Genomic DNA, 20,168 nt, shown 5'->3' on the forward strand with positions numbered 1-20,168 from the left:
TTAGGCCGCCTGTGTCTGATTTTTTAGCTTTTGAGTTATGAAAATAACGGCGAAAGTTAAGGCCATGCATAAAACAATACTCAAGCCTGTAGAGATATTGAGTGCTGCGCTTGACCATAATCCTACACTCACCCCAAGCTGGGCTAATACAAATGCCCAAACGACCATTTGCTTTGGTGAGTTTGCTAGTAGGCGAGCGCTTAAAGCAGGTATTACGAGTAATGCACCCATAAGCAAAGAACCTACTGCACGTAAGGCTAATACAGTAAATAAAGCCAATAACAGCATGAAAATAAGACGTTGCCAGTTCGCATTTACCCCTTCACTAATTGCAATGTCTGGATCAATTGCAAACTGTATTTGCGGCTGCCAAAAGCGGTAAAGAATTGCGAGTGATAGCGCAATGATTAAAGTGAAAACAGGCAAGTCGGGCCAATCAATACTCAACAAGTCACCAAATAAATAACTTAAAAGTTCTGGTCTTAAACTTGGAACATGTTGAATAAATAATAAACCACTACAAAGTAATGTCGCTGAACATAAGGCTAAGAGCGCATCATTAGGTAAGCGATTGTCATGTAGGGCCCATAAAATTGCGACCAGTAAAACAGCAGTGCCTGCAACACCCAGCCAAAGAGGAAGGCTTAAAGCACCTGCGATAGCAACCCCAAGTAGTGTTCCGTGTGCCATGGTGTCAGCAAAAAAAGACATGCGTCTCCAAAGCATTAGACAACCAAGAGGTGCGGTTAAAAACACCAGCAAAGTTCCCATAATCCATGCGGGCAACAATAATTGTAACCATTCCATCATGGCTTAAGCTTCCGGTTCTGGGTGGATGTGAGGACGGTCATTATGAGGGCAGGGGAGTGCTGCATCACCGTGAGCACAATGATCATGATGATGTTGGTAGAAAACCCGTTGAGTTCCAAAGATAGCCTGATATTCAGGATGTTGTTGAATGTTCTCGGGCAACCCACTACAGCAAATATGTTTATTCAAACACACTACGCGGTGTGTTCCTTCCATCACCCATTGTAAGTCATGAGAAACAATTAAGATTGCGCAACCATATCGTTCTGGCAGACTACGGACATATTCATAAAGTTCAGCTTCTGACTGAATATCTAAACCTTGCATCGGTTCGTCAAGAACTAAAATATCTGGCTGGCGAAGTAGAGCACGCGCTAGTAATACGCGTTGGCGCTCCCCCCCGGAAAGTTGTTGTACTTTTGATTGTTGTAACTTGGAGATGCCAGTGTCTTGAATAATTTCCTGACGAAGGGCAGGGCTGCACTTTTCTAAATCAAGTAAATCCTGCACACGCAAAGGTAGACTGTGTGAAGGATTAAATTTTTGTGGCACATAAGCCATTTTCAATTTTTTATAATTAACAATACGTCCGCTACTCGGTTGGAGAATGCCGAGTAGAACTTTAATCAGTGTTGATTTGCCAGCACCATTTGGTCCAATTAAAGACACAATTTCATTTTGATGTAGAGCAAAATCAACTTTTTTTAAAATTTCCCGATTATCACGATGAACAGAAACCTGCTCAAGCTGAATTAATACAGGATTTAACGAGTTGTGCGGCACTGTTGGCATTTCCCCGATATTTCAATAATGCTGTGTTGAGCCACGAACTCATCTGACGCTGCAAGTTGGTCAAGCTGGTGAGTTAAACCTTGAGAAGAGGCTTCTTTAACCATGTGACATTCGGTACAGATTAGGAATGCTGCTTGATGGCCTTCTCGAGGGTGGCAACAGGGAATATAGGCATTAATAGAAGTTAGGCGATGGATTAAACCTTTTTCTAATAAAAAATCTAAAGTTCTATATACAGTCGGAGGAGCGGCCGGACGATCAGTTTGACTTTTTATACGTGCGAGTAGGTCATAGGCGCCCATTGGACCCGAAGCATTTAAAATGAGTTCCAAAACTTCTTTGCGCAAAGGCGTAAGTCGTGCGCCAGTCGCAGAACATAAATTTTCTGCTTCAGCTAAACGGTTTGCGACATTATGGTGATCATGCACACCATGCAAAGAATCATGATGTTCATGCGAGCAGGAACTCATAGAAATAACCTCGAATTTTTAACGGAATATTAGCATGAAGCGATGCTTCATTCGATTAATCTTAGGTATTTTTGTAACTTTGTTATATTATAACATGCTTCGAGCTAATTTAAATTGATGGTCTGTCATGTTCCGTTTTTTTGTTTTCAGTATGTTCTCTCTTTTGAGTACGTTAGGGTGGAGTCAGGGTTTGGTGGTTTCTACACACCCGATCTATCTGATTGCAAAAGAAGTCACTCAAGGTATTGAAGAACCACAACTCTTATTAAAGGGACAAACTGGGCATGACGTACAATTAACCCCAGCGCACCGTAAAGCAATTAATGATGCATCATTGGTCATTTGGTTGGGTAAGGCTCATGAAGCACCTCTAAATAAATTGTTAGGTAATAATAAGAAAGCCATTGCCTTATTAGATAGTGGCATAGTTTCTGTTTTACCCCTGCGTAGTACCCGCGGTGCGGCTTTACCTAATACAGTAGATACCCATGTGTGGTTAGAACCAAACAACGCGGTTCGAATCGGTTTCTTTATTGCGGCTTTACGTTCCCAGCAGCATCCTGAAAATAAGGCTAAATATTGGAATAATGCCAATATCTTTGCTCGTAAAATGTTTCAGGCAGCACAGGCTTACGACAGTACAAGTAATGGTAAGCCATATTGGTCATATCATGATGCCTATCAATATTTAGAACGCTCTTTAAATTTAAAGTTCGCAGGCGCTTTGACAGATGATCCTCATGTTGCACCAACAGCAGCTCAAATTAAGTATCTTAATGATAATCGACCAAAAGATCAGATGTGTTTGTTAGCGGAAAGTTTTACTACTAAAAGTCAGTATCAAAAATTAGGTAACATTACTTTTCAACCCGTAGACGAGAGCATGAATAATGAGGATGATTTCGTCACTGCATGGAAGAAACTGGCTATAAAAACAGATAAATGTGTATTAAGTACGCAAAAGTAAGATAAAAAATAAACAAAGGCTGACTGTAGCGTCAGCACCTCCTGTCATGAAAAACCCCGACTAAAGTCGGGAAAAGATTGCATGTTCAGGGGTGTAACTCTATAATGCCTGCGATTAAAAGCGATCATCAGCTAAACTTGTCAAGCATTTATGCTGTGAGTGGATAAATAATGAGCCAAACTAGTCGCTTGATTGACCGACGATTAGCAAAAGCTTTGGTCTTCTTACAAGCATGTATGATCCCTGTTTCCGCCCTAGTGGCGTGGAGCATAAAAGACATGACAGCAGCATTAAGTGCGGCACTTGGTGCACTGGTTTGCTGGCTTGCTATGAGTTATTTCTCGTGGCAATCCTTCAGAACAGCAGGTGCGAGAGCATCAAAACAAGTGCTGTCTAACATGTATAGGGGCATGTTAGGCAAATTTGCAATCATGATCGTTGGATTTATTTTGATTTTGAGCAATGTTAAACCTTTATCACCGTTAGCATTGCTGTTTGGTTTTATTCTCGTTCAGACAATGTCGTGGGTCGCTCCGTTTTGGGTGTCACGTCTACAAAAACGGGTGTAGAAACAAGAAGAATTGAAGATTTTTTGGAGGGTAGCGAGATATCGACAGTGCGCCGATGTTCGTTTCCCTTCTTTTTAGTAATTGACATTGACCAGGTGTGATTTATGGCTGCTGAAGAACATGCCCTCACTTCGACAGAGTATATCAAGCATCACTTGACCAATATGACCTATGGCAAAATGCCAGATGGTACATGGAAATTGGCTGAGACTGCTGAAGAAGCTCATTCGATGGGGTTCACTGCAATTCACTTGGATTCAATGGGTTGGTCAATTGGCCTTGGTGTTATTTTCTGTTTGATGTTCTGGATCGTTGCGAAAGCTGCTAATGCAGGTGTTCCAACTAAATTCCAGTCTGCAATTGAAATGATCATCGAGTTTGTTGACTCAAGTGTCCGTGATACTTTTCATGGCAAATCACGTTTAATCGCTCCGCTTGCACTCACTATTTTCGTGTGGATTTTCCTCATGAACTTAATGGACTTGATCCCAGTTGACTGGATTCCTCAAGTTGCAGCGTTTGTAGGTGCAAACGTATTTGGTATGGACCCTCACCACGTTTACTTCAAGATCGTTCCATCTACAGATCCAAACATTACTTTAGGTATGTCTTTATCTGTATTTGTACTTATCTTGTTCTACAGCATCCGCGAAAAGGGTGTTAGTGGTTTCGTTGGTGAATTGGCACTTAACCCATTTAACCCAAGTAATCCAGTTGCAAAAGCGTTGCTTATTCCAGTGAACTTGATTTTGGAATTGGTAACATTCCTTGCTCGTCCGATTTCATTAGCTCTCCGACTATTCGGTAACATGTATGCCGGTGAGTTGATCTTTATCCTAATTGCTTTATTGCCGTTCTGGATTCAATGGGCGTTGTCTGTGCCTTGGGCGATCTTCCACATTCTTGTAATCACGTTGCAGGCATTCATCTTTATGATGCTTACCATCGTTTACTTGAGCATGGCAAGCGAAAAACATTAATGGTATTGCCTAACTATCAAACGATGGTTGGGCTGAATTTTTTTAATTTAATTTGGTAATAACCTAACCTCTGAGGAATTTTTCATGGAACTCACTTTAGGTCTAGTTGCAATTGCATCTGCTATCTTGATCGCTTTCGGTGCTTTAGGTACTGCGATTGGTTTTGGTCTTTTGGGTGGTCGCTTTTTAGAAGCTGTTGCTCGTCAACCAGAATTGGCTCCACAACTTCAAACTCGTATGTTCTTAATCGCGGGTCTTCTTGATGCTGTGCCTATGATCGGTGTTGGTATTGGCTTGTTCTTCATCTTCGCTAATCCATTTGTAGGTTAATCATCTTAATTCCTAAATCCACTATTTGAGGAATTGCAATGAATATCAACCTCACATTGATTGGTCAAGCGATTGCGTTTGCATTCTTTGTTGCATTCTGCATGAAGTTTGTTTGGCCACCACTAATCAATGCGATTAGTGAGCGTCAGCGTAAAATTGCTGATGGCTTAAATGCAGCAGAAAAAGCGAAAGCTGATCTTGCCGATGCACAATCGCAAGTAAAGCAAGAGCTTGATGCAGCTAAAGCACAAGCGGCTCAATTGATCGAACAAGCGAACCGTCGTGCAGCACAATTGATCGAAGAAGCTCGTACTCAAGCTGCGGCTGAAGGTGAGCGTATTCGTCAACAGGCTAAAGAAGCTGTTGATCAAGATATCAATTCTGCTCGCGAAGAATTACGTCAACAAGTAGCTGCTTTGGCAGTAACTGGCGCAGAAAAAATCCTGAACCAGCAAGTTGACGCAGAAGCTCATAATGCCATGCTGTCTCAGCTGGCTGCTAAACTTTAAGAGAGGCGAATCATGGCTGAACTCTTGACGTTGGCACGTCCGTATGCCAAAGCAGCATTTGCTTATGCTTCTGAGCAAGGTGCAACAGACAATTGGTCGAATGCGTTACAAGTGCTCAGTGCTGCGGTGCAAGACGAAGCATTTTCCGCTTATTTAAATCGCCCTGAACTTACTCCTGTGGAGCAAGTGAAGCTTTTTGCTAAAGTTTTAGGTGAAGGTCAATCTCAAGCAGTGTCTAACTTTTTGACACTTCTTGCAGATAACGATCGTTTAATGTTGTTACCTGAAATTGAAGCAGAATATGAACAGCTTAAATCACAGAATAACAACAATGTGGATGTCGTGATTGAATCGGCTTTCCCATTAACTGCTGAACAAGAGCAATTGTTGAAATCTGCTTTAGAAAAGCGTTTCAACAGTACTGTAACTGTTTCAGTTGAAGTTAAACCTGAGCTTATTGCAGGTGTTGTAATTCGTGCAGGCGATCAAGTGATAGATGATTCTGCGCTTAACAAGCTTGAAAAAATGCGTACTCGTCTTCTTGCATAATGCAAATGATGAAGACTGAACTAATAAAAGATTGAGGAATAGCGCAATGCAACAACTGAATCCATCCGAGATCAGTGCGCTCATTAAACAGCGTATCAGCGATCTGGACACCAGCGCGACCGCTAAAAACGAAGGTACCATTGTTATGGTATCCGACGGTATCGTGCGCATTCACGGTCTTGCTGATGCAATGTACGGTGAAATGATCGAATTTGACGGCGGCTTATTTGGTATGGCACTGAACCTAGAACAGGATTCAGTGGGTGCCGTTGTCTTAGGTAACTACTTAAGCCTTCAAGAAGGTCAAAAAGCTCGTTGTACAGGTCGTGTACTTGAAGTTCCAGTTGGTCCGGAACTTCTTGGCCGTGTTGTCGACGCTTTGGGTAACCCAATTGATGGTAAAGGCCCAATTGATGCAAAATTAACTGATGCTGTTGAAAAAGTAGCACCAGGCGTAATTTGGCGTCAATCTGTAGACGAACCTGTTCAAACTGGTTACAAATCAGTTGATACCATGATTCCTGTGGGTCGTGGTCAGCGTGAGTTGATTATTGGTGACCGTCAAACTGGTAAAACAGCGATGGCGATCGATGCGATTATCGCTCAGAAAAATTCTGGCATTAAGTGCGTATACGTTGCGATTGGTCAAAAACAATCAACAATTGCAAACGTTGTACGTAAGCTAGAAGAAACTGGCGCTATGGCGTATACAACTGTTGTCGCTGCTGCGGCTGCTGATCCTGCTGCAATGCAGTACTTAGCTCCGTACTCTGGCTGTACAATGGGTGAATACTTCCGTGACCGCGGTGAAGACGCTCTTATTATTTATGATGATTTGTCTAAGCAAGCAGTTGCTTACCGTCAAATTTCATTACTTTTACGTCGTCCACCAGGTCGTGAAGCGTATCCGGGTGACGTATTCTATCTTCACTCACGTCTTCTTGAACGTGCTTCTCGTGTATCTGCTGACTACGTTGAGAAATTCACTAATGGCGCAGTAACTGGTAAAACTGGTTCTTTAACTGCATTGCCAATTATTGAAACTCAAGCAGGTGACGTATCTGCATTCGTACCAACGAACGTAATTTCGATTACTGACGGTCAGATCTTCTTAGAAACATCATTATTCAACGCAGGTATTCGTCCTGCTGTGAACGCGGGTATCTCTGTATCTCGTGTTGGTGGTTCTGCTCAAACTAAGATCATCAAAAAATTGTCTGGTGGTATCCGTACTGCTTTAGCACAATACCGTGAATTGGCTGCGTTTGCTCAGTTCGCTTCTGACCTTGATGAAGCAACTCGTAAGCAACTTGAACATGGTCAACGTGTAACTGAGTTAATGAAGCAAAAGCAATATGCTCCTTACTCAATTGCTGACCAAGCTGTTTCTGTTTATGCATCTAACGAAGGCTATATGGCTGACGTAGAAGTTAAGAAAATCGTAGACTTTGATGCTGCGTTAATTTCTTACTTCCGCGCAGAATATGCTCCGTTGATGAAACAAATCGATGAAACTGGTGATTACAACAAAGACATCGAAGCAGCAATCAAAGCAGGTATTGAAAGCTTTAAAGCGACTCAAACTTACTAAGTTCAGTTTTAGTTAAGTTTGGTTCACGGATCAACCTTCGGAAGCTCGAAAGAGCTTTCGAATACTAGGTTAAGCGTATGGCAAATTTAAAAGAAATTCGCGCCAAAGTAGCTAGTATCAAGAGCACGCAAAAGATTACTCGCGCGATGCAAATGGTAGCTGCTTCTAAAATGCGTCGTGCGCAAGAGCGCATGGCTCAGGGCCGTCCGTATGCCGATAATATGCGCCGTGTAATTGCTCACTTGGTCCAAGCAAACCCTGAATACAAACACCGTTATATGGTTGATCGCCCAGTTAAGCGCGTTGGCTATATCGTAGTGTCTTCAGATCGTGGTTTGGCAGGTGGCTTGAACATTAACTTGTTCAAGAAAGTTGTGCAGCATGTCAAAGCACAACAACAGCAGTCAATTGAAGTTGAATTTGCTTTAATTGGTCAAAAAGCGGTTTCGTTTTTTAAGAATTACGGCGGTAAAGTGCTTGGTGCAACTACCCAACTTGGCGATGCGCCGAGTTTGGAACAGTTAACTGGCTCAGTACAAGTTATGCTTGATGCATTTGATAAGGGCGAATTAGATCGTATCTACCTCGTATCAAATGGCTTCGTTAATGCAATGACTCAGCAGCCTAAAGTAGAACAACTTGTTCCTTTAGCACCAGCAGAAGAAGGCGATGATCTCAACCGTACTTATGGTTGGGACTATATCTACGAACCAGAAGCAGAAGAATTGTTAAATGGTTTGTTGGTTCGCTATATCGAGTCTATGGTTTATCAAGGTGTGATTGAAAACGTTGCATGTGAGCAGTCAGCTCGTATGGTCGCGATGAAAGCAGCGACAGACAACGCAGGACAACTGATTAAAGACCTACAACTCATTTACAACAAGCTGCGTCAAGCCGCGATTACTCAGGAAATTTCCGAGATCGTTGGCGGTGCCGCTGCCGTTTAACATTATTAAGTTTGAATTGAGGAGACAGCAATGAGTAGCGGTCGTATCATTCAGATCATCGGCGCGGTTATCGACGTCGAGTTTGAGCGCAATAGCGTTCCTAAGATCTATGACGCTCTCCAAGTTGACGGTACTGAAACTACATTAGAAGTTCAGCAACAGCTTGGCGATGGTGTTGTTCGTACCATCGCAATGGGTTCTACAGAAGGTCTTAAACGTGGCCTTAACGTAACCAGCACAAATGCACCGATTTCTGTTCCAGTAGGTCCAGCTACGCTTGGTCGTATCATGGACGTTTTGGGTCGCCCGATTGATGAAGCAGGTCCTGTTGCGACTGAAGAGCGTTTGCCGATTCACCGTGAAGCACCTTCTTATGCTGAACAAGCAGCTTCTACTGATCTTTTAGAAACTGGTATTAAAGTAATTGACTTACTTTGCCCGTTTGCAAAAGGTGGTAAAGTTGGTTTATTCGGTGGTGCTGGTGTTGGTAAAACCGTTAACATGATGGAGTTGATCAACAACATCGCGAAAGCTCACTCAGGTTTATCTGTGTTTGCTGGTGTTGGTGAGCGTACTCGTGAAGGTAACGACTTCTATCACGAAATGAAAGATTCTAACGTTCTTGACAAAGTAGCAATGGTCTACGGTCAGATGAACGAGCCACCAGGTAACCGTTTACGCGTAGCGTTAACTGGTTTGACTATGGCTGAATACTTCCGTGATCAAAAAGACGAAAATGGTAAAGGTCGTGACGTATTATTATTCGTCGACAACATCTACCGTTATACACTTGCAGGTACTGAAGTATCAGCATTGTTAGGTCGTATGCCATCTGCGGTAGGTTACCAACCTACACTTGCAGAAGAAATGGGTGTTCTTCAAGAGCGTATTACATCTACTAAATCTGGTTCGATCACATCGATCCAAGCAGTATATGTACCTGCCGATGACTTAACAGATCCATCGCCTGCAACTACATTTGCTCACTTAGATGCAACAGTAGTATTGAGCCGTGACATCGCATCTTCTGGTATCTATCCAGCGATCGATCCACTTGACTCAACTTCACGTCAGTTAGACCCATTAGTTGTTGGTCAAGAGCATTATGAAATTGCTCGTTCTGTACAGAACGTATTGCAACGTTATAAAGAGCTTAAAGACATTATCGCAATTTTGGGTATGGATGAGTTAGCTGAAGAAGATAAATTGGTTGTTTACCGTGCGCGTAAAATCCAACGTTTCTTCTCTCAACCATTCCACGTAGCTGAAGTGTTTACTGGTGCTCCTGGTAAATTAGTACCACTTAAAGAAACGATTCGTGGCTTTAAAGGTCTATTAGCTGGTGAATACGATCACATCCCAGAACAAGCGTTCTATATGGTTGGTGGTATTGACGAAGTGATTGCTAAAGCTGAGAAACTCTAATTTAAGGAGATCATCTCATGGCGACTATGCAATGTGATGTCGTAAGTGTTAAAGAGTCTATTTACTCTGGCGCAGTGACGATGTTAATCGCGAAAGGTGCTGGTGGTGAGCTTGGTATTTTGCCAGGACACGCTCCACTCGTAACCTTGCTTCAACCGGGCCCGATTCGTGTTCAGTTGGAAAATGGTACAGAAGAAATCGTCTATGTATCTGGCGGTGTTTTAGAAGTTCAACCTCATGTTGTAACGGTTCTTGCAGATACTGCAATCCGTGCAGACAATTTGGATGAAGCTGCAATTTTAGAAGCACGTAAAAATGCTGAACAATTGCTTGCGAACCAAAAGAGTGATTTGGACTCAGCTGCTGCTTTGGCATCTCTATCAGAGATTTCAGGCCAGCTTGAAACAATCCGTAAAATCAAAAACCGCGCTCAATAAGACGTGGTTCGAGATTGAAAAAGCCACCGTAAGGTGGCTTTTTTTATAAGTTAATTTTTAAGATTCAGTTTTTGAGTCTGATTTTTCATCTCCAGCCATAATCATGGCAGCTAACTTAACCATATCCATTTGAATAGTATTCAGCTGTTTTTCAATTTGGTCAAAATTGATTTGATCTAATTTTCCATTTAATAACGGCATACTAAGAGCTTGTTGATTGGCATGTAGTAAACTTTGGCGGATATTCTCAATTTCCTGACTTTTGATATCTAAGGTGAGAAGAGCTTGATTTAAACCTTGTAATTGCTGTTTTAAAGTTGAAACAGTTGTTTTTAATTCACTTTGATTCTTATCTTGAATTGCTTGTTCAACGTCAAGTTGAGTGTCTTTAAGCTGTTCAACATAATCTCCAGCTTTAAGCTGTAAATTAGCAGCATCTCGGACCATATAAAAAATATTGCCGCTTTTGAGTTCAGTTTTGCTAGGAGCAATATCTGATTCTTGTCGTTCAATAGCTTGATCAGATGCCTGTTCACTTATTTCAGTATTTTCTTGTTCAGTAGCATGATCTCGTGCTTGATCACACCCGAGTAAAAGCATGCCTGAGGCAAAAATTACAAAAGGAAGAAAAGCACCCTGTAAAACTTTTTTCATAACTACAAACAACATCAAATAAAGCAAATAGGTACTATAGGCATAAAATATGGAGAAAGATTGTATTTTTGCAAACAAACAACATTTTGAGCAGATAATAAAAAAGAGCGTAGAAAACGCTCTTTTTCACGTTTTTAAAAACGTTATTTTGCTAACTCTGCTTCAACGGCTTTAACAATTTGTTCATCATCAGCAGTTAGGTTTGGAGCAAAACGAGCTACTACCTCGCCATTTTTATTAATTAAGAATTTTTCGAAGTTCCATAAAACTTCTGGAGCTGGATTAGTTGGAATACCTAAACCTTCTAAGCGTTCACGGAAAGGTCCTTCACCAGTACGTTCTGGTTGAGCTGATGTCAAAGTTGCATAAAGTGGATGCTTATCTTCACCTGCAACAGACACTTTAGAAAATAAAGGGAAGTGAACATCGTAATTTAATGAACAAAATTGCTGAATTTCTTCATCAGAGCCTGGTTCTTGTTCTTTAAAGTTGTTTGCAGGGAAACCTAAAATTTCAAGACCTTGATCTTTCTTGGCTTGATAAAGTTTTTCTAAGCCTTCGTATTGTGGAGTTAAACCACATTTAGAAGCAGTATTTACAATAAGTAAAACTTTACCTTTATATTGTTCAAGATCAACCATTTCGCCTGAAATAGCTTTTACTGGAATATGATATACAGATTGTGTCATGAGTCTTTCCTAAAGATTGTAATTGATATCAAGTAACGCATTTGTTTTAACTGCTATTGATGGGCAGTGCAATAATATTCGTGTTCAAAAAAGAAAAAGTTTTTAAAGATAAACTAAATTCTAGTTATTTCTAATTTGTATAGGTGTTTGCCCAGTATAGCGTTTAAAAAACTCGATAAAACTTGAGCTATGTTGATAACCTAAATCGTATGCTAAACGCTTAATGGATGTCCCTTGGCGGATCTGATGAATGGCATAAACAATTTTGGCTCGGTTACGCCATTCCGACAACGAAAGCTGAAGCTCTTGTTGACTCAAACGTAATAAGTGACGATCACTCACTGAGAAATTTTGTAGCAACTGCTGTAAAGAGTGATCAAAAAGTAATGGGTCTGAGAGTTTTTCTAGTATAGGCAATAAAACAGGATGTCGCGTTTGCGGTAAATAATGTGAATAGGCAGGGGCCTGTGTGAGTTGATCGAATAAAACTTGTAAAAGATGTTCCAAATATTCAGGTTTTTCGATTTGTTTTTGCTGTTTGAGAATTTGTAAAACTAAGGTTCGAAAGAAAGGCTGAATACTAAAGCATTTACAGACGTCACCTAAAATAGAACATAGGCGTGGATGCAGGCGAATACATATATAGTGAATTTCATGGTCGATATGAGTGGATTGATGAACAGTTTGAGGTGGAATCCAAAGACCATAGCTAGGGGGAGAAAGATATAGTTGTTCCTCGACTTGTATTTCTAAAATACCATTTAAGCTGAAATTAAAATCCCCCCAGAGAGAAGCATGAGGACGAACAATATCTTCTTTTTGGTATAGAAACTCATGAACTTCTATACTGTTCAATAAAGAAAATTGCTGGTCCTCATTTTTCATTTATTTACTCTGACTTATATTTTAATTTTCACAAGTCGCTTTAGGATTGTTTAAACCTTTTGCTAAGGTGAATGTACTTAGTAATGCTAGGGCAACAAAGCTTAATACGCCATAAATTAAAGTATTTTCATTGAAATGATCAACTACATATCCACCTAATAATGAACCTGTTGCAATCATCACCTGAAACATACCTACAAAAAGAGGCATACCTTTTTCAACTGCATTTGGTGCATGTACAAACATCCAGATATTTGCTGAGGTAGGGAAAGCACCAAATGCAAAGCCCCATAAAGCTGTTAAGACAATAGCACCAAATTCATGAATGGCAAAAAGTGGGAATCCAAAAAACACAATTGCAAAGCAAGCGCTAACAAAGGCAAGTGTATATCGGACATTTAAATTACCGCTATATCCAGCAAACGCATTTCCGAAAATACCTGCAATTCCATAGAGCAATAATAATGAACTAATTGTTGTGCCGTTGAATCCTGCAATATTTTTGAAGAAAGGTGCTAAATAGCTATAAGCACAAAAATGAGCAAGTCCAATCAGTAAAACGATCAACATACCACTACGTGCTTTAGGGGTGCGTAATAATGCTGGCAAATCTCTTATGTGAATTGCGGAGTCTGGAACAAGTTTAGGTAAAAAGATTAATTGTAAGATTAAAACAATTAAACCAATTCCTGCGGTAATTCCAAAAGCGCTGCGCCAACCATAAAATTCACTTAACCATGTTCCAATCGGAACACCTAAAACTGTCGCAAAAGTTACACCTGCCATCACGACTGCTGTTGCTTTAGCAATAGGAAGATGTGAGGGAGCTAATTTCCCACTTAAAGCAATTGCTGTCGCCCAGAAACCCCCAATCGAAATTCCTAAAATTAAGCGACTGAGCAATAAAATATGGAAGTTTTCTGCAAAGGCAGTAATGGTATTGGCAATAACCATAATGGCTGTCAGCAAAATAAGCACATAACGCCGATCAAGTTGTTTCACAGATACAGGTAATAGAGGGGCGGCAATTGCTGCCATAATGCCGGGTACAGTAATAATAAGACCAGCTGTACCTACAGAAATATTTAAATCTGTTGCAACACTATTTAAAACGCCAACAGGTAAAAATTCACTTGTTACTAATGCAAACGCTGCAATCGCAACGGCCAAAATGGCAAACCAGCTCCCTTGAGGGGAGGTCGTGGGTCGCGCTTTAGAAATAGAAGATTGGTCCATAAGAAATCCTTACTTGGCTAAATTTAGAGTGAAGAAAGGCAATTTATTAATTAACTAACGATCATTATGAAAATAAAATAGTTGATAAAAAATCGAACGTCAATTAATTTAATAACGATTGTTATAAAAATAGATGTGATCTTTATGACAAATAGGCATGAAACGAATTTAGCTGTTACAGAAGACGCGCTGAAAAAAAAGCGTGGACGCCCTAAATGCTTTGATGAACAACAGGTTTTGCAAAAAGCAATGTTGCTGTTTTGGGAGCATGGTTATGAAGCAACGTCTATTAGTGATTTAACACAAGCTTTGGAAATTACAGCACCGAGCTTATATAGTGCCTTCGGCGACAAAGAAGGGCTGTTTTACAGATGTGTTGATTACTATTTAGCTCATGAAGGATGTCCGATTGACACTATATTTGTAGAAGCAAAAACTGCAAAAATTGCTGTTGAGTTATATCTTTATGACATTGTTAAAAGATTGGTTCAGCCGAATAAGCCAGCAGGTTGTATGGTGGTCGTTGCTGCTATGAATTGCTCTGATGCAACTCAAGATGTACAGCAAAATCTATTAGATAAGCGCGTAAAGACAAAAGAAAAATTATTAAAACGGCTTCAGCAAGGTGTGGAGCAAGGGGATTTATCTTCTCACGCTCCTTTACAGGAAATGACTGATTTTTATACTACTGTCGTTCAAGGGCTGACTATTCAAGCGAGAGATGGTGCGAGTAGCGAGCAATTACATAAAGTGGTAGGCCATGCGGTGAAAGCTTGGACATTATTTTAGATTCTAGAAAAAGATGATGTCCTAAGTTCAATATCAATGTCGGAAATACGATATTTCAATTTATTAAGACATTCTTCAAAATAAAATCTCTTTTGTAGATGGTGTATTACTATGAGTCAGGTCATGAAATATCACAAATGGGCATTTATTTTTCCCATTTTGGCAGTACTGATTTGGTCTTTAAATATTGTAGTCACCCGCTATGTCTCGGATTATATTTCTCCGGTAAGTATTAGTTTTTATCGGTGGTTAATTGCTTTTATTATTTTGACTCCATTTATGTTTTTGCCTGTTTGGAGACAAAGACGATTATTAATACCATATTTACCTAAGCTGGCTGTGTTAAGTGCATTTGGAATGGTGCTTTATCAAGGACTTGCTTATACGGCTGCCCATTATACTAGTGCAACCAATATGGGAATTGTGAATGCATTTATTCCTATCTTTACAATCTTTGTTTCGCTTGCGATTTTAAAAGATGTGCCTAATCGATTTGCAGTTTTTGGCAGTATTTTATCTTTCGCTGGTTTGCTATATGTCATGTCCCAAGGGAATATTAGCCACTTATTAAGTGGAGGCGGACATCTTGGTGATGCATTGATGATTATTGCCGTATTCTTCTATGCATTTTATGGGGTTTTCCTTAAAAAATGGCAGCTTCCACTTCCAATCATGACAAGCTTATATGTTCAGATCGGATTTTCTGTAATATTTCATCTTCCTTTAATTTTTTGGTTTGGACTAGATGCTTTAAATGCACAAAATGCACCAAGTGCTATTTATGCAGGTGTATTTGCTTCACTCATTGCACCGTTAGTTTGGATGTTGGCTGTTCAACAACTTGGCCCCAATAGAACAAGTATTTTTATGAACCTGGTTCCTGTTTTTACAGCAGTTATTGCAAGCCTTTGGTTATCTGAGCAATGGACCATCTATCACACAATAGGTGGGATTGTTATCTTAATTGGTATCATTATGGCTCAGAAAAAAGTCAGTCCTAAAAAGAGCAACTTAATGCAAGAGCAGAACTAAAGTCGTTAAAAAAACTATGGCATATTTTGAAAAAAACTGATGAAAATATGCCATTTTTTTCTTAGTTAAAGTTTTTCTATATGATTTATAAATAGTTTATAAAAGTAGGTTGAAATATAAATATTAAAAAAGCCGAGTAAAAATATTAATATAATTTTAATTTATAAGTGAAAACTCGTAAATTCCCTACACTTTTCATGCTTTTTTTAGAGAAATAATATATTTCTCTCATTTAATCTCTTACTACATAATAGCGACCACTACGAAAGACGTGCTTTTTTGCAAATTATCTTTCGTTGCAGAGATATCCAAACCCTCTGGATGCGGTATATACCCATCCTTTTTTATGCTCAGTTATCCCTATATAACTGAGCTTTTTTTTGTCTGAAATTAGGCGCGAATAATCTCTCCAGTGAGAGCATTAATAATTCTACTTGGTTGCTGACTTTGGCCTAAATCACCATTGAGATAGTTTAATTGTGAACCAAAGTATTGGCAGGCATCTTGTAGTGAATGAGCAGGCTCTTGCCCACTTGGGTTAGCACTCGTCGAGACAATAAAACCATGAAAAGCATTGCATAATGCCACACACAAAGGATGTGTGGTGACTCGAACAGCAACAAGTGGATGTTCACCTTTAATCCAAGAAGGAATATGTTCGCCAGCAGGTAATAGCCAAGTAGTAGCTCTTTCAGAAGGTTGATGATTCGTCCAACAATCAATAATTTCTTGTTGGGTTGTTTGAGGTAGCGAAGTGAGCAGGTGCTCAACTTGGCTAATATGACCTGCTAATAAAATCACTCCCTTTTCAATAGGCCTTTGCTTTAACTCAAGAATCTTTTGAAAAGCTTGTTCGTTAAAAGGGTCGCAACCTAACCCCCAGACTGCCTCAGTTGGATATGCCAAAACTTGACCTTGTTGTAAACATTCGGCTGCTTCGGTAACTGAGGTGGTAATCATGGTAATACTCTTCCTTTCAATCAAACAGAATTGCTATTGCGCTCCAGCTCTAAGAGCGACAACGTAAATACAGCCCTGATTGTTGCATACATAAACCAAGTAGTTCTAGTTCCATGAGTGAAGAGGTGAGTTCTGCCACAGGTTGAGAGTGGTGTATGACAAGCTGATCAATATTTTGTCCGACCCAGTCTAAAGACTGATAAAGGTTAATCAAATGTTCAGGAATTTCTGGAGCACAAGAAACCACGACCTCTTCAGTTGAGTTCTGTTGCTGACTTTGCCATTGAGTAGGTAAAGCAAGATCTTCAATAATTTGTTCAGGATGATCGACTAAAATGGCTCCTTCACGAATAAGTTGATGACAGCCCTGATGGAACTCACTGTAAATATGACCAGGAATGGCAAATACCGTTTTACCTTGCTCGGCAGCTTTGTTCGCAGTAATAAGAGAACCACTTTTTAAAGTAGCTTCTACCACTAACACACCTAAACTCAAGCCACTGACAATTCGGTTCCTACGAGGAAAATGTTGCTGTAATGGTGGCGTACCGGGCAAAAACTCAGTAATGATGGCGCCGTTTTGAGCCAAGATCTGCTCTGCAAGTTTTTTATTTTGAGCTGGGTAGGTACTATCTAAACCTGTTCCCGTTACTGCAATAGTACGTTGATGTGCTGAAGCTCCTTGGTGAGCAGCTTCGTCAATGCCATATGCCAAGCCACTACTTACGTAAAAACCTTTTTCACTTAAGTAATACGCAAAATCATAAGCAACCTGACGACCATGTGGGCTTGGTTTTCGACTGCCTACAATCGCAATTTGTGGTTGTAACAAAGCTTGAGCTTGGCCTTTTCCAAATATGATGGGTGGATGGTCTGTATAAGGTAGTAATTGCGTAGGATAGCCCAGGTCTTCTGATGTTAAAACAAAGTCGGTATATTGCTGGATCTGCTCAATTAGTTTTTTAAACTGAGCTTGACCCTGAGCAGTTTGAAATTCATCTACGCGTTTTAAATGATTAGCATGTAACCCGAGATTGCACCATTGAGCTAACCCAGCAGGTTGGATCGCTTTTTCACAGCTACCAAAATAATTGACAATTTTTTTGAAGCTAACTAATGAGTGTTGCACCAAATACCACACTTTAAGCGTGTGGTAATGGTGTGAAGAAAGTTGAGTAAGCATTGTAAAGGGTATATCCAGCGTTAATCATCAAAACGAGGTGGCTGAATACTTGAACCTACTTTAATAGGTAAGTCACTTTCTAATACGTAGGCATAGCTAAGCTGATCAAAGGTTCTAAAAACCATCAGACTACCAATTTGTTGTCCTGGTAACTGTATTGGTTCTTTGGTTTTAGGGTCGCGAATGGTCTCGCCTTTTTGAGTGATATCAAAAACTTGTCCCACTTGCATTCCTTGTGCTGTACCTCGGTCTAAAGTCACGACACTATTTTTGGCAGCGCTGCCAATTGAACCCATTACACGAATGATCTTGCCGGCATCTGTAACTTGAGTGGCGTCTACCGGATAAAATAAAGTAGGTAATGTTGCTTCTTCTTCCGGCATAACCCGATCGCCACGGCGTACTTCGGAATTGTAGCTATCAGTTAACTCCAGCGTTGTTATGTCCTTTTCAGAAGAGATCGCAATCCCTGAAGCAACTTGTTGCAGTTCAATACCTAGACTATGCTTTTTACCTTTACTGTCTGTGAAATAATAAGGTTCACCTTCACGGTAGACTGCATAACGTTGACCATTAACTAAACCTTGTCCACGCGCATAAATGGTTTGGCCTCTTGCGGCAAGCACGCGTTGATCAGCAGTTCCTACTACATAAGGAGTGTGTTCAATTGCATCGGCTGGCAAAATTGTGCTGTGTTCTAACCACTGTTTGATATGTTCAAGTGGAATAACAGGCACATTGTCGTTAAGCGATTCCACACGAACTTGAGGTTGCAAGTTTGTCATTTGGCCTGTGTAGCGACGAATAATGCCAACGCAACCATCTCCCTCATCTTTACCGATCAATGGTCGACCGGCTACACTGCATAACAACAATCGGTCACCAGGATAAATCCAGTGTGGATTTTTGACATGTTGATTATTTGCCCAGATTTCTGGCCAGCGCCAAGGTTTGCTTAGGAAATGACCGGAAATATCCCACAGCGTATCTCCGCGTTTTACAACGTAGACATGTGGTGCATTGCTTTTTAAAGAGGGTGGATTATGGTTCGGACTAGCAGCATGAACCTCTGCTACTGTACCCATTGCAACCCCTGTAAAAAGTGCGAAAGCAAGTAAATGCTTTTTTATCCCCAAAGCATGAAATTCAACCATGCCGTTAAAAACCTTTTTCATTATGATAATTCCTAAAAATTATGCGTGCAGATGCGTTATAATAGGCGGCTTACACACAATTTTTCGATGAAGTATTTCCTTCATTTGGTTTTTCAATCAATGGCATAAGTGAGGACGTCAGTATGGCCTTATTACCTATTTTAAGTTTTCCTGATCCCCGTCTTCGTACCATTGCTAAGCCTGTTGAAGAAGTTACTGATGAAATTCGTCAACTTGCAGCAGATATGCTTGAAACCATGTATGCCGCACCCGGTATTGGTTTAGCAGCTTCACAGGTAGATCGTCATATTCAGTTAATCGTTATCGATTTATCTGAAGCTAAAGATGAACCCTTGGTTTTTATTAACCCCAAAATCACTCCACTGACAGAAGATAAGCAGCAGTACGAAGAAGGCTGCCTATCGGTGCCACAAATATACGACAAAGTTGAGCGCCCGTCACGTGTGAAAATTGAGGCAATTAACCTTGAAGGTCAAGCATTTGAGATAGAAGCTGATGGACTTCTCGCTGTTTGTATCCAACATGAAATGGATCACTTAAATGGCAAATTATTTGTGGATTATTTGTCGCCACTTAAACGTCAGCGTGCTCGAGAAAAAGTCGAAAAAGTTGTTCGTCAACGTGAGCGTGAAAAAGTTGCAGTAAAACGTTAAAAATTTCTATTCTTGAAACATTAATATAGTGTGGATGTGATTTTTGGTTTTTCGTAGTGGTTTACTGCTTGCATGTGCAGCAGTATTTTTACAGGTTGCGGTATTTCTACAGCCGCTATTACCGAAGCAATATCAAATTGCTCCGGTCTGTGAAACTATTACTCGTGCTTTGCTTAAACCGAAAGCACAGATGGAAACCATGTCACATACCATGCATTCACATCATGAACATCATATTGAACAGACACAAGCCTCGGGGCAACATGACCATCATGATGCAAATCACCAGTGTCAATATTGTACCGTCTATGCCAATCTGGTTTTACCACCTGAATTTGGTGTAAAAGAAGTTTTAGTCCGCATACAAGTCCGCTTGGTTGCCTATCAACAAGCATTTCGACATGTTTACTTTGCGCTACAGCGACTTTTCCTACTCCCTCAAGGGCGCGCACCGCCTCTATTTGCATAAATAAAAGCAATTTTTTGTTGGGGTCTTAACTGACTTCAATATCACTTTATTTATGTTTTAGAGCGTA

24 protein-coding genes are annotated in these 20,168 nt (G+C 40.4%); 14 read left to right on the forward strand and 10 right to left on the reverse strand.

What is annotated here, in order from left to right:
- The 3 genes from znuB to ACS125_RS04785 are packed head-to-tail and all read right to left on the reverse strand — an operon-like array spanning position 1 to position 2,072.
- The gene (gene znuB, locus ACS125_RS04775; RefSeq protein WP_004795302.1) at positions 1-810 is read right to left on the reverse strand and encodes a zinc ABC transporter permease subunit ZnuB; all 810 of its coding nucleotides are present in this window, start codon (positions 808-810) and stop codon (positions 1-3) included.
- A gap of 3 nt (positions 811-813) precedes the next feature.
- Positions 814-1,602: a zinc ABC transporter ATP-binding protein ZnuC gene (gene znuC / locus ACS125_RS04780; RefSeq protein WP_443270846.1), complete on the reverse strand. Its 789-nt coding sequence runs from the start codon at positions 1,600-1,602 to the stop codon at positions 814-816.
- Positions 1,575-2,072, reverse strand: coding sequence for a transcriptional repressor (locus tag ACS125_RS04785; protein ID WP_005309148.1), 498 nt, complete (start codon positions 2,070-2,072; stop codon positions 1,575-1,577). Before ACS125_RS04785 ends, znuC begins: the two co-directional genes overlap by 28 nt.
- A 127-nt stretch (positions 2,073-2,199) precedes the next feature.
- On the opposite strand from ACS125_RS04785, the gene ACS125_RS04790 reads away from it, so the two are divergent.
- The 10 genes from ACS125_RS04790 to ACS125_RS04835 all read left to right on the forward strand — a co-directional run bounded on the left by ACS125_RS04790 (position 2,200) and on the right by ACS125_RS04835 (position 10,376).
- Positions 2,200-3,039, forward strand: coding sequence for a metal ABC transporter solute-binding protein, Zn/Mn family (locus ACS125_RS04790; RefSeq protein WP_174729102.1), 840 nt, complete (start codon positions 2,200-2,202; stop codon positions 3,037-3,039).
- A gap of 170 nt (positions 3,040-3,209) precedes the next feature.
- Positions 3,210-3,608, forward strand: a complete 399-nt coding sequence (locus ACS125_RS04795) for an ATP synthase subunit I (RefSeq protein ID WP_004795299.1) — start codon at positions 3,210-3,212, stop codon at positions 3,606-3,608.
- 104 nt (positions 3,609-3,712) lie between these two features.
- Positions 3,713-4,588, forward strand: a complete 876-nt coding sequence (gene atpB / locus ACS125_RS04800) for a F0F1 ATP synthase subunit A (protein WP_004795298.1) — start codon at positions 3,713-3,715, stop codon at positions 4,586-4,588.
- Between the two features lie 84 nt (positions 4,589-4,672).
- The gene (gene atpE, locus ACS125_RS04805) at positions 4,673-4,918 is read left to right on the forward strand and encodes a F0F1 ATP synthase subunit C (protein WP_000424060.1); all 246 of its coding nucleotides are present in this window, start codon (positions 4,673-4,675) and stop codon (positions 4,916-4,918) included.
- A 38-nt stretch (positions 4,919-4,956) separates the two neighbouring features.
- On the forward strand, positions 4,957-5,427 hold the full coding sequence (locus tag ACS125_RS04810) for a F0F1 ATP synthase subunit B (protein WP_004795296.1): 471 nt from the start codon (positions 4,957-4,959) through the stop codon (positions 5,425-5,427).
- Between the two features lie 12 nt (positions 5,428-5,439).
- Entirely contained in the window at positions 5,440-5,976 is a 537-nt protein-coding gene (locus ACS125_RS04815) for a F0F1 ATP synthase subunit delta (protein WP_004795294.1), read from the forward strand.
- Positions 5,977-6,022: 46 nt separating this feature from the next.
- On the forward strand, positions 6,023-7,567 hold the full coding sequence (atpA, locus tag ACS125_RS04820) for a F0F1 ATP synthase subunit alpha (RefSeq protein ID WP_004795293.1): 1,545 nt from the start codon (positions 6,023-6,025) through the stop codon (positions 7,565-7,567).
- Between the two features lie 77 nt (positions 7,568-7,644).
- Positions 7,645-8,514, forward strand: coding sequence for a F0F1 ATP synthase subunit gamma (atpG, locus tag ACS125_RS04825; RefSeq protein WP_002114131.1), 870 nt, complete (start codon positions 7,645-7,647; stop codon positions 8,512-8,514).
- A gap of 30 nt (positions 8,515-8,544) precedes the next feature.
- A complete protein-coding gene (gene atpD, locus ACS125_RS04830) occupies positions 8,545-9,939 on the forward strand; it encodes a F0F1 ATP synthase subunit beta (protein ID WP_004795290.1) in 1,395 nt (464 codons plus the stop codon).
- Between the two features lie 17 nt (positions 9,940-9,956).
- The gene (locus ACS125_RS04835) at positions 9,957-10,376 is read left to right on the forward strand and encodes a F0F1 ATP synthase subunit epsilon (protein ID WP_004795288.1); all 420 of its coding nucleotides are present in this window, start codon (positions 9,957-9,959) and stop codon (positions 10,374-10,376) included.
- Positions 10,377-10,433: 57 nt separating this feature from the next.
- On the opposite strand, the gene ACS125_RS04840 is transcribed toward ACS125_RS04835, so the two are convergent.
- From ACS125_RS04840 to ACS125_RS04855, 4 genes are all read right to left on the reverse strand, one after another.
- Positions 10,434-11,030 (reverse strand): hypothetical protein, encoded by a 597-nt coding sequence (locus ACS125_RS04840; protein ID WP_081402319.1) that lies wholly within the window; start codon positions 11,028-11,030, stop codon positions 10,434-10,436.
- Positions 11,031-11,173: 143 nt separating this feature from the next.
- On the reverse strand, positions 11,174-11,719 hold the full coding sequence (locus tag ACS125_RS04845) for a glutathione peroxidase (protein WP_443270854.1): 546 nt from the start codon (positions 11,717-11,719) through the stop codon (positions 11,174-11,176).
- A gap of 120 nt (positions 11,720-11,839) precedes the next feature.
- Complete coding sequence (locus tag ACS125_RS04850) at positions 11,840-12,604, reverse strand: helix-turn-helix transcriptional regulator (protein ID WP_312824555.1); 765 nt, start codon at positions 12,602-12,604, stop codon at positions 11,840-11,842.
- A gap of 21 nt (positions 12,605-12,625) precedes the next feature.
- Positions 12,626-13,840: an MFS transporter gene (locus tag ACS125_RS04855; protein WP_005309158.1), complete on the reverse strand. Its 1,215-nt coding sequence runs from the start codon at positions 13,838-13,840 to the stop codon at positions 12,626-12,628.
- 135 nt (positions 13,841-13,975) lie between these two features.
- Between ACS125_RS04855 and ACS125_RS04860 the strand changes: the two genes are divergently transcribed.
- Positions 13,976-14,629: a TetR/AcrR family transcriptional regulator gene (locus ACS125_RS04860; RefSeq protein ID WP_081399583.1), complete on the forward strand. Its 654-nt coding sequence runs from the start codon at positions 13,976-13,978 to the stop codon at positions 14,627-14,629.
- A 111-nt stretch (positions 14,630-14,740) separates the two neighbouring features.
- Positions 14,741-15,661 (forward strand): DMT family transporter, encoded by a 921-nt coding sequence (locus ACS125_RS04865; protein ID WP_081399582.1) that lies wholly within the window; start codon positions 14,741-14,743, stop codon positions 15,659-15,661.
- Positions 15,662-16,051: 390 nt separating this feature from the next.
- Here the strand turns inward: ACS125_RS04865 and ACS125_RS04870 are convergent, their stop codons facing one another.
- From ACS125_RS04870 to ACS125_RS04880, 3 genes are read right to left on the reverse strand one after another with little or no spacing between them, the layout of a single operon-like run.
- Positions 16,052-16,621 (reverse strand): L-threonylcarbamoyladenylate synthase, encoded by a 570-nt coding sequence (locus ACS125_RS04870; RefSeq protein WP_013199176.1) that lies wholly within the window; start codon positions 16,619-16,621, stop codon positions 16,052-16,054.
- 49 nt (positions 16,622-16,670) lie between these two features.
- Positions 16,671-17,804: a DNA-processing protein DprA gene (gene dprA, locus ACS125_RS04875; protein WP_443270856.1), complete on the reverse strand. Its 1,134-nt coding sequence runs from the start codon at positions 17,802-17,804 to the stop codon at positions 16,671-16,673.
- Positions 17,805-17,824: 20 nt separating this feature from the next.
- Entirely contained in the window at positions 17,825-18,979 is a 1,155-nt protein-coding gene (locus tag ACS125_RS04880) for a LysM peptidoglycan-binding domain-containing protein (RefSeq protein ID WP_443270858.1), read from the reverse strand.
- A 122-nt stretch (positions 18,980-19,101) separates the two neighbouring features.
- On the opposite strand from ACS125_RS04880, the gene def reads away from it, so the two are divergent.
- Both def and ACS125_RS04890 read left to right on the forward strand, forming a co-directional pair.
- Positions 19,102-19,632, forward strand: a complete 531-nt coding sequence (gene def, locus ACS125_RS04885) for a peptide deformylase (RefSeq protein ID WP_004795267.1) — start codon at positions 19,102-19,104, stop codon at positions 19,630-19,632.
- A 43-nt stretch (positions 19,633-19,675) separates the two neighbouring features.
- Positions 19,676-20,101 carry a DUF2946 family protein gene (locus ACS125_RS04890; protein WP_174731521.1) on the forward strand — a complete coding sequence of 142 codons (426 nt, stop codon included), beginning with the start codon at positions 19,676-19,678 and terminating at the stop codon, positions 20,099-20,101.
- Positions 20,102-20,168 lie beyond the last annotated feature (67 nt).

It is taken from the genome of Acinetobacter sp. PFS20, assembly GCF_052261015.1.
Lineage (GTDB): Bacteria > Pseudomonadota > Gammaproteobacteria > Pseudomonadales > Moraxellaceae > Acinetobacter.

What these genes read in the sequence shown, in the direction of transcription:
- ACS125_RS04840 (WP_081402319.1), bottom strand. Translation starts at nt 11,030, where the DNA reads ATGAAAAAAGTTTTACAGGGTGCTTTTCTTCCTTTTGTAATTTTTGCC.
- ACS125_RS04855 (WP_005309158.1), bottom strand. Translation starts at nt 13,840, where the DNA reads ATGGACCAATCTTCTATTTCTAAAGCGCGACCCACGACCTCCCCTCAA.
- atpE (WP_000424060.1), top strand. Translation starts at nt 4,673, where the DNA reads ATGGAACTCACTTTAGGTCTAGTTGCAATTGCATCTGCTATCTTGATC.
- znuC (WP_443270846.1), bottom strand. Translation starts at nt 1,602, where the DNA reads ATGCCAACAGTGCCGCACAACTCGTTAAATCCTGTATTAATTCAGCTT.
- atpA (WP_004795293.1), top strand. Translation starts at nt 6,023, where the DNA reads ATGCAACAACTGAATCCATCCGAGATCAGTGCGCTCATTAAACAGCGT.
- ACS125_RS04845 (WP_443270854.1), bottom strand. Translation starts at nt 11,719, where the DNA reads ATGACACAATCTGTATATCATATTCCAGTAAAAGCTATTTCAGGCGAA.
- ACS125_RS04785 (WP_005309148.1), bottom strand. Translation starts at nt 2,072, where the DNA reads ATGAGTTCCTGCTCGCATGAACATCATGATTCTTTGCATGGTGTGCAT.
- atpB (WP_004795298.1), top strand. Translation starts at nt 3,713, where the DNA reads ATGGCTGCTGAAGAACATGCCCTCACTTCGACAGAGTATATCAAGCAT.
- ACS125_RS04790 (WP_174729102.1), top strand. Translation starts at nt 2,200, where the DNA reads ATGTTCCGTTTTTTTGTTTTCAGTATGTTCTCTCTTTTGAGTACGTTA.
- ACS125_RS04870 (WP_013199176.1), bottom strand. Translation starts at nt 16,621, where the DNA reads ATGATTACCACCTCAGTTACCGAAGCAGCCGAATGTTTACAACAAGGT.
- ACS125_RS04835 (WP_004795288.1), top strand. Translation starts at nt 9,957, where the DNA reads ATGGCGACTATGCAATGTGATGTCGTAAGTGTTAAAGAGTCTATTTAC.
- dprA (WP_443270856.1), bottom strand. Translation starts at nt 17,804, where the DNA reads ATGCTTACTCAACTTTCTTCACACCATTACCACACGCTTAAAGTGTGG.
- atpG (WP_002114131.1), top strand. Translation starts at nt 7,645, where the DNA reads ATGGCAAATTTAAAAGAAATTCGCGCCAAAGTAGCTAGTATCAAGAGC.
- ACS125_RS04795 (WP_004795299.1), top strand. Translation starts at nt 3,210, where the DNA reads ATGAGCCAAACTAGTCGCTTGATTGACCGACGATTAGCAAAAGCTTTG.
- ACS125_RS04865 (WP_081399582.1), top strand. Translation starts at nt 14,741, where the DNA reads ATGAGTCAGGTCATGAAATATCACAAATGGGCATTTATTTTTCCCATT.
- def (WP_004795267.1), top strand. Translation starts at nt 19,102, where the DNA reads ATGGCCTTATTACCTATTTTAAGTTTTCCTGATCCCCGTCTTCGTACC.
- ACS125_RS04815 (WP_004795294.1), top strand. Translation starts at nt 5,440, where the DNA reads ATGGCTGAACTCTTGACGTTGGCACGTCCGTATGCCAAAGCAGCATTT.
- ACS125_RS04850 (WP_312824555.1), bottom strand. Translation starts at nt 12,604, where the DNA reads ATGAAAAATGAGGACCAGCAATTTTCTTTATTGAACAGTATAGAAGTT.
- znuB (WP_004795302.1), bottom strand. Translation starts at nt 810, where the DNA reads ATGATGGAATGGTTACAATTATTGTTGCCCGCATGGATTATGGGAACT.
- ACS125_RS04880 (WP_443270858.1), bottom strand. Translation starts at nt 18,979, where the DNA reads ATGAAAAAGGTTTTTAACGGCATGGTTGAATTTCATGCTTTGGGGATA.
- atpD (WP_004795290.1), top strand. Translation starts at nt 8,545, where the DNA reads ATGAGTAGCGGTCGTATCATTCAGATCATCGGCGCGGTTATCGACGTC.
- ACS125_RS04810 (WP_004795296.1), top strand. Translation starts at nt 4,957, where the DNA reads ATGAATATCAACCTCACATTGATTGGTCAAGCGATTGCGTTTGCATTC.